The 13,915-nt window shown below is 73.9% G+C and carries 8 protein-coding genes; 2 read left to right on the top strand and 6 right to left on the bottom strand.

Going from position 1 to position 13,915, the window contains the following annotated elements; translation table 11 throughout:
• Window positions 1–46 precede the first annotated feature (46 nt).
• On the top strand, window positions 47–946 hold the full coding sequence (locus AB0F11_RS27930; protein WP_362179226.1) for a proline iminopeptidase-family hydrolase: 900 nt from the start codon (window positions 47–49) through the stop codon (window positions 944–946).
• 207 nt (window positions 947–1,153) lie between these two features.
• Here the strand turns inward: AB0F11_RS27930 and AB0F11_RS27925 are convergent, their stop codons facing one another.
• Together AB0F11_RS27925 and AB0F11_RS27920 are read right to left on the bottom strand one after the other, a co-directional pair.
• A complete protein-coding gene (locus AB0F11_RS27925; protein WP_362179223.1) occupies window positions 1,154–1,801 on the bottom strand; it encodes a response regulator transcription factor in 648 nt (215 codons plus the stop codon).
• Window positions 1,786–3,048 (bottom strand): sensor histidine kinase, encoded by a 1,263-nt coding sequence (locus AB0F11_RS27920; protein WP_362179220.1) that lies wholly within the window; start codon window positions 3,046–3,048, stop codon window positions 1,786–1,788. Before AB0F11_RS27920 ends, AB0F11_RS27925 begins: the two co-directional genes overlap by 16 nt.
• Before the next feature lie 159 nt (window positions 3,049–3,207).
• Here AB0F11_RS27920 and AB0F11_RS27915 point away from each other — a divergent pair, with 159 nt between their 5' ends.
• The gene (locus tag AB0F11_RS27915) at window positions 3,208–3,606 is read left to right on the top strand and encodes a hypothetical protein (RefSeq protein WP_362179217.1); all 399 of its coding nucleotides are present in this window, start codon (window positions 3,208–3,210) and stop codon (window positions 3,604–3,606) included.
• 67 nt (window positions 3,607–3,673) lie between these two features.
• Here the strand turns inward: AB0F11_RS27915 and AB0F11_RS27910 are convergent, their stop codons facing one another.
• The 4 genes from AB0F11_RS27910 to AB0F11_RS27895 form a co-directional block, all read right to left on the bottom strand.
• The gene (locus AB0F11_RS27910; RefSeq protein WP_362179215.1) at window positions 3,674–3,940 is read right to left on the bottom strand and encodes a hypothetical protein; all 267 of its coding nucleotides are present in this window, start codon (window positions 3,938–3,940) and stop codon (window positions 3,674–3,676) included.
• 3 nt (window positions 3,941–3,943) lie between these two features.
• Window positions 3,944–5,317 carry a S8 family serine peptidase gene (locus tag AB0F11_RS27905; RefSeq protein WP_362179211.1) on the bottom strand — a complete coding sequence of 458 codons (1,374 nt, stop codon included), beginning with the start codon at window positions 5,315–5,317 and terminating at the stop codon, window positions 3,944–3,946.
• A 356-nt stretch (window positions 5,318–5,673) separates the two neighbouring features.
• On the bottom strand, window positions 5,674–7,890 hold the full coding sequence (locus tag AB0F11_RS27900; protein ID WP_362179209.1) for a condensation domain-containing protein: 2,217 nt from the start codon (window positions 7,888–7,890) through the stop codon (window positions 5,674–5,676).
• Between the two features lie 101 nt (window positions 7,891–7,991).
• The gene (locus tag AB0F11_RS27895) at window positions 7,992–13,847 is read right to left on the bottom strand and encodes an SDR family NAD(P)-dependent oxidoreductase (RefSeq protein WP_362179206.1); all 5,856 of its coding nucleotides are present in this window, start codon (window positions 13,845–13,847) and stop codon (window positions 7,992–7,994) included.
• Window positions 13,848–13,915 lie beyond the last annotated feature (68 nt).

Here is a 13,915-nt window from a genome sequence, read left to right as displayed (position 1 = left end):
CGGCGCGGGACGCAGCGCGAGACGTACGAGGAAAGGAAGGGGGGCCATGTTCCTGTCACCCAGCCGCAAGGCACTCGCCCCGTTCAGGGGGCACCACACCTGGTACCGGGTCACCGGCGACCTGCACAGCGGCCTGACCCCCCTGGTCGTCGCCCATGGCGGCCCCGGGTCCACGCACGACTACCTGCTGCGGATGACCGAGCTGGCCGCGGACGGACGCCCCGTCGTCCACTACGACCAGCTCGGCAACGGCAACTCCACCCGCCTGCCGGACGCCGGCGCGGACTTCTGGACCGTCGAGCTCTTCCTGGACGAGCTCGACAACCTCCTCGCCCACCTCGGCATCGCCGACGACTACCTGCTCTTCGGCCAGTCCTGGGGCGGCATGCTCGGCGCCGAGCACGCGGTACGCCGGCCGACCGGGCTGCGCGGGCTGGTCATCGCCAACTCACCGGCCGCGATGCCGCTGTGGCGGGCCGAGTGCGAACGGCTCAAGGACGAGGCGCCGGCCGAGGTGCGCGACGCGCTGCGCCGCCACGAGGCGACCGGCGACTTCCACCACCCCGAGTACCAGCAGGCGGCGCTGGAGTTCTACCGGCGCCACGTCTGCCGGGTCGACCCGCCGCCGGCGGAGGTCGCCACGACCTTCCTGGCGCTGGAGAGCGACCCGACGGTGTACGGCACCATGAACGGCCCGACGGACTTCCACGTCATCGGAACCCTGAAGGACTGGAGCATCGTCGACCGCCTGCCCGCCATCGAGGCCCCCACCCTCGTCATCTCGGGCGCGTACGACGAGGCGACCCCGCTCACGGTGCAGCCCTTCCTGGACCACATCCCCCGGGTGCGCTGGGAGCTGTTCGAGGAGTCCAGCCACATGCCCCACGTGGAGGAGCCCGCCCGCTTCGACCACGTCATGCGGACCTGGCTCACCGAACTCTCCTGACCCCCGCACCCCGCCGATCCCCGCCCGGGCCCTCCCCCCGCCCGGCGCGGGGATCGGCGCATCCCCGCCCGCCCCCGCACCGCACGAACGGCCGCCACCTCGCTCTTCGAGGTGGCGGCCGCCTCCGACACCGAAGCCGGCGCAGGCTCCGCCGAATCCCACAGCAGCGGCGGAAGCCATCGTCTACTTGGACGCTGGTGCCAATTCTCAGGGGTTGTTCAGGTAGGTGAGGACGGCCAGGACTCGGCGGTTGGTGTGGTTGTCGTCGGTCAGGTTGAGTTTGGTGAAGAGGGTCGTCGTGTACTTGCTGATGGCGCCTTCGCTCAGGAAGAGGCGCTGGGCTATCGCCTGGTTCGAGAGGCCCTCGGCCATCAGGGTGAGGACCTGGTGTTCGCGGTCGGTGAGGTGGTCCAGGCGGCGGGTCGAGGGGCCGTTGGCCAGGAGTTTGGCGATGACCTGGGGGTCCATCGCGGTTCCGCCGGCGGCCACGCGTTCCAGGGCGTCGATGAACTGGTCCGCGTCGAACACGCTGTCCTTGAGGAAGTAGCCGATGCCGCCGGAGCCGTCGGCGAGGAGTTCGCGGGCGTACAGCTGCTCCACGTACTGGGACAGGATCAGGACCGGCAGGCCGGGTAGTTCTCGGCGCGCTGCCAGGGCTGCGCGCAGGCCTTCGTCCGAGTGGGTTGGGGGCATTCGGACGTCGACTATGGCTATGTCCGGGCGCCAGGTGAGGAGGGCTTCGAGGGTTTCCGGGCCCGTGGTTGCCGTCGCCACCACCTCGTGACCGTACGCCTCCAGGAGGCGGACCATCCCGTCGCGGAGGAGGTAGAGGTCTTCGGCTACGACAATGCGCATGGCACCACCAAGGTTGCGAGGGTCGGGCCGCCCATCGGGCTGGTGATCTCCAGGGTGCCGTCGAAGGCGGACAAGCGGCGGCGTAGTCCTGCCAGTCCACCGCCGGTGGTCTGGATGTCGGCTCCGCCTCGGCCGTTGTCCTCCAGCTTGACGATCACGCTGCTGAGGGTGTTGGTGATCGAGATTCGGGCCTGGGTTGCGCGGGCGTGCTTGACCGCGTTGGTCAGGAGTTCGGCTATGGCGAAGTACAGGGCCGACTCGATCGGGGGGTCCGGGCGCAGGCGGAGGTCCGCGGTGACCGTGGTTTCCAGGGGGCTGTCCAGGGCCAGGGCGCGGACGGCGTCGACCAGGCCGCGGTCGTTCAGGACGGGCGGGTTGATGCCCCTGACCAGTTCGCGGAGTTCGGTGAGGGAGGCGGTGGCGCCGGCGCGGGCCTCCCGCATCAGGGTTCTGGCCTGGTCGGGATCGGTTTCCATGAGCTTTTCGGCGATCGCGAGGGAGAGGCCGAGCGAGACCAGGCGGGCCTGTGCGCCGTCGTGCAGGTCCCGCTCGATCCGGCGGATCTCGGCGGCTTGGGCGACCGTTGCCTCCGCACGCTGGGCGGTCAGCTCCTCCACCCGGTCCGCCAGCACCATCGCGGGCGAGGGGCGCAGGAAGCGGACCGAAATGGGTACGAGACACCGCCAGGCGTACGGGGACGAGGTGACCGCCACCGCCGTACCCACCAGTTGGAGCGTGAGGCCGAGGGCGCCCGGTCGGGTGAGGCCTATGACGGCCGCGGTCGCCCCGGCCGGCGGGACGCACGCGGCCAGGCCCGCGGTGAAGGGGGCGATGGCGGTGAAGCGGAGGTCGCGCCAGTTCGCGGGGTCGCTCCACCGGATTCGCCGCCGCTGGTCCATGAGGGCGTCGCGGCGGGTGCGTTCGTAGCCGAAGCCGTTCCACCAGTAGCCGGTGGAGAGCTGGGTGAGGGGCGGGGCCTCCCGGTATCCCGCGGGGATCGCTATGTCCGTCCATCTCGCGACGAGGTGGCGGACCGTGCGGCAGATCGGGCGGGACAGGGCGAGCGTGCCCGCGGTGGTGAGGACGAACGGGCCCAACCATGACCACGGGTTGCCCACGCCCCACCGGATGCCGAGCGCCACGGCGGCGGCCCACACCGCCGGGACCGGCATGGTGACCGCCACCACGGCGCACGCCCGTAAGGCCCCCACGCCGGCGCGCGCCAGCCACCCGACCAGCTGTCTCATGCTGCGTCTTCCTTTCGCGTTCCGTTCGGTGTCCGCCTTTTACTGTGCACCGTGCGGGATCCGCCGACGCCCTGGTCAGGGTGGTAGTGGGGCTGGACCCACCGGGGTGTGGGGCCAGACGGATAGGGGCGCCGGCGGGCGCTCCGTAGCGTCGGGGGCATGGAAACCAAGACTCGACGGGCCTTCGACACGGCGAAGAACAGCATCACGGTGTACGGCGCACTCAGCGTCCTCGGACTGCTCGTCGTCATCGCGGTGGCGGGCAGCGGGCATATGGTGAATGGGTTCATGTGGGTGCGGGCGGTTCTGCTGCCCGTGGTCGCCCTGGTGGTGCACCGGGTGGTCGTCGCCGCCTCTCGCGGGTCGCGGCGGGCCTTCGAGCGGCTGAACGGCGTCACCGTTGTCATGCCGATCGCCATCATCGGTGTCGATGTGATTCCCGGCGTGTGTCCGCCCTGGTACGCCTTGATGCAGGTCGTGTGCGTGGTGCCCGTCATTCGGGTTGCTTTGCTCACGCGGGGTGCCGTGCTGCGGGGTGCATTTCCGAAGGCGGCCTGAATCCGGTGCACAGCGAAGGGCCGGTCCGCCGTTGGTGGCGGGCCGGCCCGTGCGTTGTTGTTTTGTGTCACCTCTCGTCAGGGGCAGGTTCCGGTGGGCCGAAGGGTTCGATCCTCGGGTTGGCGTAGGGGCCCTTCGTGCCTGGGATGCCGGTTACGCGTTCTGCGGCCGTCTCGGTGACGAGGAGGGCGTAGGTGCCGTTGTGGAGGTCGATGAGGCCGTAGGCGGTGTCGACCTCCTCGGGGGTGAGGCCGAGCTTCTGTACGGCGTCATCGAGGGTGGCCCCCGGCGGGAGCTCGACGGTGATGAGGCTGGTGGGCGTGTCGGGAGTCATCGACTACCGGCGGCTGCGGCTGCGGTGGCCGTTCTTCTGGCGGCGGCGCAGCGCATCCATGATGGCCGACGGGTTGACGACCCCGAAACCGGTGTCGAAGTCGAACCCCGCGGTGCCGAGGTCGTCGGCGGTCCGGCGCAGCAGCGTACGGAGCTCGGCCGGCTTGATGGCGCTGACCGGCCAGTGCGTGCGGATGGCGGCGACGACGCCTGCGGCGACCGGGCAGGCCGCCGAGGTGCCGGAGTCCGGCGCGTGCGCGCCGAAGGCGTGCGAGCCCTCGAAGTGGGTGTACGCGCAGATGTCCGGCTTGTCGCTGCTGAGCCGTCCGGGGCCCTGGGAGGAGTAGCCGACCCGGTCTCCCCGGGTGTCGACGCCGCCGATCGACAGGACCCGCGGGTGGGAGTTGGCGCCGCAGATGGGGCGGCTGGTGAACTCGCACCGGCCGTCCGGGCAGTCGCGCCCGCAGTTGCCGGCAGCGAACAGGATGTCCGCGCCCGCGGCCTCCAGGGCGGTCACCATCAGGTTGAACGGGTGGGCGCGGTTGTCCGAGTAGTTGCCGGGGTGGCCGGGCGGGAAGTCCCACCGGGGCGAGAAGGAGCCCCAGCTGTTGCTGACCACGAGCGCCCTCTTGTCCTCCGGCATCGCCCCGAGCACGCCCAACAGGTGGGAGTAGGCGGCCACCGCGTCCGAGAGCAGCCCGCTCATGACGGTCGGCCCGGGGCGCCGGGAGAGCAGCACGGGGATGTCGAGCAGGGTCGCCTTCGGCGCGGCGATGAGGGCGTCGAACGCGCACATGGTGCCGTGGTTGACCGGGAACTTGCCCGGCTGGCCGGTCACTCCGGGAGGGTTCCAGCTCCGGGCCGCGTCGACCTTGATCGGGCGGTCCAGTTCGTCGCTGAGGTGCTGGGTGTTGATGCCGGTGTCGGTGATCGCCAGGGCGACGCCGCTGCCGTCGAGGTTGTCCGCCCCCAGCTCCGCGAGCAGGTCCCGTACGTCCTGCCAGTCGCCGACGGGGGAGTCCCCGCCACACGTGGGCACCCCCTCGATGACCGGGTCGGCGGAGATCCCGACGATCTCCGGGTGGGCGAGGGAGAGCATCGCGATCCGGTCGGCGGTGTCGTAGTCGTGGATCTCTCCACGGACCAGCACGGTGGCGTCCTGTGGCGCCATGGAGAACCTGAGTGGCTGGTCCAGGGACAGTGGGTCCCCGTCCGTCATGGTCGGCACCGGTCTGGGTACCGCCACCGGGGTGAACGATTGGTCCAGCTCGATGCCGGACAGACGCCCTGCGACGTCATCGGCCGTCGCGGTGAGCTGCGGATTCACCACGGCTTCCACGAGATCGCGTTCGGGCCGCATCTGGATGAGGACGCGCATGTGTTCTCCTCGGGTCGGGTCGGACGGCGCCCTGGCGCACCGGAGCCGCGTGCTCGACGCGGCCGCGGCTCGGGGAAGGAGGTACGACTGGGCGGTGGTTCTGGGAAAGGCGTTCCACCGGTTTCGTACCGGCCGCCGGTCGACCCGACCGGGGTTGCGCCGGCAAGAGGCCGGAAGGAACGCCGGTCCCATGCTCACCGCGGTGTTGCGGCGCCGCACCTCCATGCCGCCAATCGGCCCACGGGGCCCGGCCGGGGCATGCGGAACGGATGCGGATGCGGAACGGCCGGTGGGCCGGGGCTGGTGCCCCGGCCCACCGGCCGTCTCCCGTTCGTGTCGTGTGCCTTGTCCTTCGGCTACGCCGCCGTGCGGGCTATGTGGGTGGCCAGCTTTTCCGGGGTCGGGTGGGCGAACAGGTCGGCCAGTTTTACGCGGACCGTCAGGTGCATGTTGCGCTTCACCCGCTGCAGCAGCTGGATGCCCAGCAGGGAGTGGCCGCCGCTGGCGAAGAAGCCGGAGCGGACCGTCAGGTCGTCCCGCTTGAGGTACTCGCGCCACAGCAGCAGCAGGCGGTCGGCGAGCTCCTCGGCGTCCATGCCGCCGGCCTCCGGCGCGGCCGGCTCCTCGCGCAGCAGGCGTTCGGCGCGCAGGGCCAGGCCCTCCAGGTCCGGCAGGCCCGCCACCTCGGGCAGGGCGTCCGTGACGACCACCTGGTGCGGTTCGGCGGCGCCGGGCAGCTCCGCGCGGATCTGCTTCAGGAGCCGGTCCGCCAGGTCCGCGGCCGCCGTGGTGGCCACGAAGGAGGTCAGGACCGGATCGGCGCCGCCGCCCGCTGCGGACACCGCGACCGTCGCCGCGTCCTTGACGTCCGGGTGGGTCAGGAGCAGCGCGTCGATCTCGTCCAAGGCGACCGTGGTGCCCTGGACGGTGACCCGGCGGTCCTTGCGGCCCAGGAGTTCGATGCGGCCGTCGGGCAGCCAGCGGGCCAGTTCGGAGGTCGGGACCGCCTCGCCGTCCGGGCCCGTCAGGTGCAGTTCGCCGCGGACGAGGAGGGGCAGCTCCTGGCCGTCCGGGCCCGCCACGTACGCCCGTACGCCGCTCAGCTCGCCGCGGGCGTACCGGGAGAACCGGGCCACCGCCGGGGAGGCCGCGTACGCCTGCGGGAGTCCGCTGCGGTGGCCGGCCTCCACGGCCGCGGTGTCCGCGGCGCCCCAGGCGGCGATCTCGCCGACCGCCGTGGTGGGCGCGGCCTCGCCGAGCCGGACCAGCAGGGCGTCGTAGCGGGCCAGCAGCAGGTCCACCTCCTGCGGGCCGAACGCCTGGGTGCGGTAGACGGCGCGGATCCGGGTCTCGGCGTGCTCGTCCTCGCCTTCCGGCATGAAGAAGAACTCGAGGTCGAACTTGCTGAAACCGTTCTCGACGCCGCGGATCCGGGCCGGGTGCCCGGCCACCGCGAACTCGGCGGACGTACCACCGGGCACGTAGTTGAACAGGTGCGTGCACAGCGAGTTGCGCCAGCCGGAGCCGCCGCTGTCGCGGACCTCGTCCAGGACCGACTCGGCCGGCACGCCCGAGTGGCCGAGGCCCTCCAGGAACACCGAACGCGCCCGGTTGACCAGCCGCTTGAACGGCTTCGCCGGATCCACCTTCACCCGCAGCGGCAGCACGTTGACGTGGTAGCCCATCGCGCCCTCCTGCCCGGCCGGGCGGACGCTGACCGGCGAGCCGACGACGATGTCCTGCCCGGCGCCGTGCCGCGACAGCAGCAGCGCGTACGCGGCCAGCAGGATCACCGCCTGCGGCGCCCGCAGCTCGCGCTGCAGCCGGGCCACCACGGCGCGGGCCTCGGCCGACAGCGCGTACCAGGTGCTGCCGCCCGCCAGGTCGGGCGCCTCCGACGGCGGGTTGCCGAACCACAGGCCGCCCTCGGGCGCCCGGTAGCCGCGCAGCTGCTCGCGCCAGAACTCCACGCTGGCCGCGCCCGGCTCGGGCTCCTCGGCCGCGGCGACCGCCGGCAGCGTGGCGTAGCCGTCGGGCGCCTCGTACGCGCTGATCAGCTCGCCCAGCAGGGTGACCGTCGACATCGCGTCGAAGACCAGGTGGTGCAGGGCCACGCTGACCACCGAGCCTCCGCCGGCCGTGGTGAACAGCGCCGCACGCAGCAGCGGCGAGCCGTCGAGGGCGAACGGCGCCGCGACGAACGCCTCGACCTCCGCCTGCACCCGCTCCGGGGCCGGGTCCGGACGGAACTCCTCCACCTCCACGGTGACCGCCGCCGGGTCCAGCACCTCGCGGGTCAGCTCGGTCTCACCCGCGCGGAACACCGTCCGCAGGATGTCGTGCTTGCGCACCACGAGGGTCAGCGCCCGCCCGAGGGCGGCCCGGTCCAGCGGGCCGTCCACGTCGAAGGTCAGGGAGAGGTTGTTGACGCCCGCCCCGGGGACCAGCCGTTCCAGCAGCCACAGGTCGGTCTCCTTGCGTCCGGCGGGAGCCGGAGCCGCAGCCGGGGCCAGGGGCGCAGCCGAGGCCGGGGGCGCAGCCGGGGCCGGGGCCGTATCCAGAGCAGCAACCATGATCGGATCTCCTCATGCGTCTCGTACGTGCCGTTGCCGTACGTGTCGTGCGTCGTCGTCTTTGCGTGCGTGTGCGTGTGCGTGTGCTGCTCGGGCTCGGGTCAGCCCAGTTCGAATTCGCCGTCGAGGATCCCGAAGAGTTCGTCGGCGTCGGCGTCCGCGAGCGCGGCGGCCTCCTCCTCGATGCCGGCCGGCGCGTTCAGCGCCGCCCAGCGGGCGGCCAGCGCCCGCAGCCGGTCACCGACCCGGCTGTGGTCCGTACCGTCCACGCCCTCGCCGGCGGCCAGCATCAGCCGGTCCTCCAGCAGGGCCAGTTCGCCCTCCACCGCCCGCAGGGCGGCGGCTCCGGTCTCGTCCGGGGCGAGCTCCCCGCGGATGTAGCCCGCCAGCGCCCGCGACGTGGGGTAGTCGAAGGTCAAGGTGGCCGGCAGCCGCAGCCCGGTCGCCGGCGCGAGCCGGTTGCGGAACTCGACCGCCGCGAGCGAGTCGAACCCGAGCTGGCCGAAGCCGCGTTCGGGGTCGACCGCATCCGCTCCCGCGTGGCCCAGGACGGCGGCCGCCTGGGAGCGCACCAGGTCCAGTACGAGCTCCTCGCGCTCACCCGCAGGCAGCGCGAGCAGCCGCTCCTTCAGACTCTGCCCGGCCGCACCGGTCCCCGCCGCACCCGCCGCCCCGGCGACGGAGCGCCGTACGCCGGCCGGCCGGACCAGGGACCGCAGCACGGCCGGCAGGCCCTGCACCCGCGCCCGCTCGGCCAGCGCCTTCGCGTCGAACGGCACCGGCAGCAGCCGCGCCGCCCCGCTCGCCAGCGCCGCGTCGAACAGCGCGAGCCCGTGCTCGCGGCCGAGCGCCGCCGGGCCGGTCCGGGCCACCCGGTCCACGTCGGCCTGGCTGAGCGTGCTGCTCATGCCGCCGGCCTCCGGGTGCCACAGGCCCCACGCGAGGGAGGTGGCGGGCAGCCCCTGGGCGCGGCGGTGCGCCGCGAGGGCGTCGAGGTAGGCGTTGGCCGCGGCGTAGTTGCCCTGGCCGGAGCCGTCGAACGTGGCCGCCGTGGAGGAGAACAGGACGAAGGCGTCCAGGTCCTCCTGCCCGGCGGTCAGTTCGTGCAGGTGGCGCGCCGCTTCCGCCTTGGGCGCCCATACGGTGCGCAGCTGCTCGGAGGTCAACGACTCCACGGTGGCGTCGGCCAGCACACCGGCGGTGTGGACGACGGCCGTCACCGGGTGCGCGGCCAGCAGCGCCGCCACCGCATCCCGGTCGGCGACGTCGCACGCGGCCAGCACCACGGACGCGCCCGCGGCCTCCAACTCCGCGGCCAGCTCGGCAGCGCCCGGGGCCCCGGCCCCGCGGCGACTGGTCAGCACCAGACTCCGCACGCCGTGGGCCGCGACCAGGTGCCGGGCGGTCAGCGCGCCCAGCCCGCCGGTGCCACCGGTGATGAGGACGGTGCCGCCCTCCCGGAACACCGGCGCCCCGGCGGCGTCCCCGGCCGGCGCCGGAGCCGGAGCCAGCCGCGGCACGAGCAGCCGGCCGTCGCGCAGCAGCAGCTCCGGCTCCGCCTCGCCGATCGCCGACAGATCAGGGGCTTCGGTGTCGGCGTCCAGCAGCACGATCCGCCCGGGGTGCTCGGCCTGCGCCGCGCGCACCAGCCCCCACACGGCGGCCTGCGCCAGGTCGGCCACGTCCTCGCCGTCCGAGGCGGCCACGGCCCCCCGCGTCACGACCAGCAGCGGCGCGCTCCCCGGCAGCTGCGCCCGCAGCCACTCCAGTACGCCGTCCAGCACCCGGTCCGGCTCGCCGCCCGCCGGCACCTCCAGCACCACCGGCGCCTCCTCGGAGGCGGCACCCGCCGCCTCCGAGGCCGGCTCGCTCCACCGGACCTCGTACAGGTCCCGCACCCCGGCCGAGGACCGCAGGTCGTCCGCGGCCACCGGCCGCAGCGCGAGGGTGCCGACCGTGGCCACCGGCGCGCCGGCGCCGTCCGCGAGATGCAGCCCGTACCCGGAGGCGGCCGGGGTCACCCGGACGCGCAGGGCGGTGGCGCCGACGGCGTGCAGCACGACGTCGCTCCACGCGAACGGCATCTCGGCCGTGTCCTTCGCCGCCGCCGCGCCCAGCCCGATGGCGTGCAGGGCGGCGTCGAGCAGGGCCGGGTGGAGGCCGAAGCCGCCGGTGTCGCTGCCCTCGGGCAGGGCGACCTCGGCGTACACGTCCTCGCCGAGGCGCCAGGCGGCGTGCAGGCCCTGGAACACCGGCCCGTACTCCAGCCCGGTCGCCGCGAGGTCCTCGTACAGCGAGCCGACGTCGACGGGCTCGGCCCCGGCCGGAGGCCAGGCCTCCAGCGCGGCACCGGCCACCGCGTCCTGCGTCGCGGCGAGCACCCCGTCGGCGTGCCGGACCCACGGCTCGTCCTCGGCGCCCTCGGCCCGCGAGAACACGGTGAGGGCGTACGGCTCCTCGCCGCCGACCTGCACGCGCAGGTCCACGGCGCCTTCGGCCGGAACGACCAGCGGGGCGTGCAGGGTGAGGTCCTGCAGGGTGCCCGCGCCGAGGTGGTCGCCGGCGCGGACGGCGATGTCCACGAGGGCGGCGCCGGGGACGATGACGGTGCCGGCGACGGCGTGGTCGGCGAGCCAGGGGTGGCTGCGCAGCGACAGCCGGCCCGTGAACAGCACCCCGGCGCCCTCGGGCAGCTCGACCGCGGCACCCAGGAGGGCATGCCCGGTGTCCTGCTGCCCGAACTCCTCGGGCCGGCCGGAGCCCGCGAGGGTCCGGTCCGCGAGCCAGTAGCCCGCGTGTTGGAAGGCGTACGTGGGCAGGTCCACGACCCCGGTACGGGCCGCGCCGTAGAAGGCGGGCCAGTCGACGGCGGTGCCGTGCAGGTGGAGCCGGGCCACGGCCTCGGTGAGGCCCTGCGCCTCGGAGCGGTCGCGGCGGACGGCGGGGACGGCGGTGGCGCCCGCGTCGAGGGACTCGGCGGCCATGGCGGTGAGCACGGCGTCGGGGCCGAGTTCGAAGAAGGTGGTGACGCCCTGGCCCTGCAGGGTGGTGACGGCGTCGGCGAAGCGCACGGCCTCGCGGACGTGCCGCACCCAGTACTGGGGGTCGGACAGCTCCTCGTACGAGGCGGGCTTGCCGGTCAGCGTGGAGACGATGGGCAGCCGGGGCTCGTCGTAGGCGAGTCCGGCGGCGATCTCACCGAACTCGGCGAGCATCGGCTCCATGAGCGGCGAGTGGAAGGCGTGGCTGACGACGAGCCGCTTGGTCTTGCGGCCGGCCTCGGCGAAGTGCGCAATGACGGTCTCGACGGCGGCCTCCGTACCGGAAACGACCAGCGAGGTCGGCCCGTTGACGGCGGCGATGCCGACGCCGTCGGTCAGGACTGCGCGCACTTCCTCCTCGGTCGCCTGGACGGCGGCCATCGCACCACCGGTGGGCAGCGCCTGCATGAGCCGACCGCGCGCGGAGACGAGACGGGCAGCGTCCTCGAGCGACCACAGCCCGGCCACATGCGCGGCGGCCAGCTCTCCGATCGAGTGCCCGGCGAGCGCGTCAGCACGCACGCCCCACGCGTCGACCAGCCGGTACAGCGCGACTTCGATCGCGAAGAGCGCGGGCTGGGTGTACTCGGTCCGGTTCAGATCAGCCGGATCCTCATCGAAAAGAACATCCTTCAGCGGCCGCTCAAGGTGCTCGTCGAAGGCCGCGCACACCTCGTCCAGCGCGGCGGCGAAGACGGGGTACTGGGCATACAGCTCACGTCCCATCCCGGCCCGCTGGCTGCCCTGCCCCGTGAACAGGAAGGCCGTCAGGCCGCCCGTGGCCGTGCCCGTCAGGGCCGGAGCCTCCAGGCCGGTCAGCGCGCCGTCGCGGTCGGCGGCCACCACGGCCGCCCGGTGGGCGAACGCGGACCGCTGCGTGGCGAGGGCGAACGCGACCGTGGTCAGGTCCGCCTCCGGGTGCGCGGCGAGGAACTCCCGCAGGCGGGCCGCCTGGTCGCGTACGCCGTCCGCCGTCTTGGCCGACACCAGCAGCGGGACCACCGGCAGCGCCTCCACGGGCGCGAGGGGCTCCTCGGCCGGGGCTTCTTCCACGATGACGTGGGCGTTCGTACCGCTGATACCGAACGACGAGACACCCGCGCGGCGGGTCCGCTCCCCGGCCGGCCAGGGCCGGGCCTCGGTCAGCAGGGAGACTTCGCCCTCGCTCCAGTCGACGTGGCTGCTGGGGGCGTCCACGCCGAGGGTCATGGGGAGGGTCTCGTGCCGCAGGGCCTCGACCATCTTGATGATGCCCGCGACGCCGGCGGCGGCCTGGGTGTGGCCCAGGTTGGACTTCACCGAGCCGAGCCAGAGCGGCTGACCGTCCTCCGGCCGGTCCTGGCCGTAGGTGGCGAGCAGTGCCTGCGCCTCGATCGGGTCGCCGAGCCGCGTACCCGTGCCGTGGCCCTCCACCGCGTCCACATCGGCGGCGGTCAGGTGGGCGGAGGCCAGCGCCTGCCGGATGACCCGCTGCTGCGCAGGCCCGTTGGGGGCGGTGAGCTGGCTGCTGGCGCCGTCCTGGTTGATGGCGGAGCCGCTGACGACGGCCAGCACGCGGTGGCCGTTCTTCCGGGCGTCCGACAGCTTCTCCAGGACGAGGACGCCCACGCCCTCGCCCCAGCCGGTCCCGTCCGCGGCCTCCGCGTACGGCTTGCAGCGGCCGTCGGCGGCCAGACCGCGCTGGCGGCTGAAGTCCACGAACGTGTCCGGAGTCGACATCACGGTCACACCGCCCGCAAGGGCGAGGGAGCACTCGCCGTTGCGCAGCGCCTGCCCGGCCAGGTGCACGGCGACCAGCGACGAGGAGCACGCGGTGTCCACCGTCAGCGCGGGGCCCTCCAGGCCCAGGGCGTAGGAGACCCGGCCGGACACGACACTGCCCAGGCCGCCGTTGCCGAGGTAGCCGGCGAGCTCCTCGGGCACCTCGCGCAGCCGCGGCGCGAAGTCGTGGTACATGACGCCGGCGAACACGCCCACGGGCGCGCCGCGCAGCGCCGCCGGGTCGATGCCGGCGCGCTCGAAGGCCTCCCAGGAGGTTTCCAGCAGCAGGCGCTGCTGCGGGTCGGTGGCGAGGGCCTCGCGCGGGCTGATGCCGAAGAAGTCGGCGTCGAAGCGGTCCGCGTCGTACAGGAAGGCGCCCTGGTCGGAGTACGACGTGCCCACCGCGTCCGGGTCGGGGTCGTACGAGGCGGCCCAGATCGGTCCGCGGTTGTCGGGGAAGGGTCCGATGGCATCGCGGCCGCCGGCCAGCAGCTCCCACAGGCCCTCGGGGGAGGTGACCCCGCCGGGGAACCGGCAGGCCATGCCGACGATGGCGATCGGCTCGTCGGCATCGGCAGTCGCACCCGCACCTGGGGCTGGGACGCCCGAAGCGGCCGTGCTGTCGCCGACCAGCTGCTCCCGCAGGTAGCGGGCCAGGGACTGGGCGTCGGGGTAGTCGAAGGTGAGGGTGGCCGGCAGGCGCAGGCCGGTCGCGGCGCCGAGCCGGTTGCGCAGGTCGACGGCGGCCAGCGAGTCGAAGCCGAGGCTGCCGAAACCGCGCGTCGGGTCGACGGCCTCGGGGCCGTTGTGGCCGAGGGCGGTCGCCACGTGGGTGCGGACCAGCGTCAGCAGGTGGCGGTCCTGGTCGGCGGGGGAGAGGGCCGCCAACTGCGCGCCCAGGCTGTCCCCGCCGCCGGCGGAGCCCGCGGCGGCGCGCCGGGCCGGGACCCGGACCAGGGAGCGCAGCAGGGCCGGTACGCCCTCGGCGCGGGCCCGGCGGCCCAGGGCCGCGGAGTCCAGGCGCAGCGCGAGCACGTGCGGGCGCTCCGCGCGCAGGGCCGTGTCGAGGAGGGCGAGGCCCTGCTCGGCGGTGTGGGCGGGAGTGCCGGCGCGGGCGGTGCGCTGGACGTCGGCGGTGGTGAGGCCGGCGCCCATGCCGCCCGCGTCGGGGTGCCACAGGCCCCAGGCCAGGGACAGGCCCGGCAGGCCCTGGGCACGCCGGT

Origin of the sequence: Streptomyces sp. NPDC032472 (genome assembly GCF_040636955.1) — a bacterium.
Classification (GTDB): Bacteria; Actinomycetota; Actinomycetes; order Streptomycetales; family Streptomycetaceae; genus Streptomyces.
Note: the sequence above shows the minus strand (reverse complement) of the source record. Positions and strands in the feature narration are given on the sequence as shown.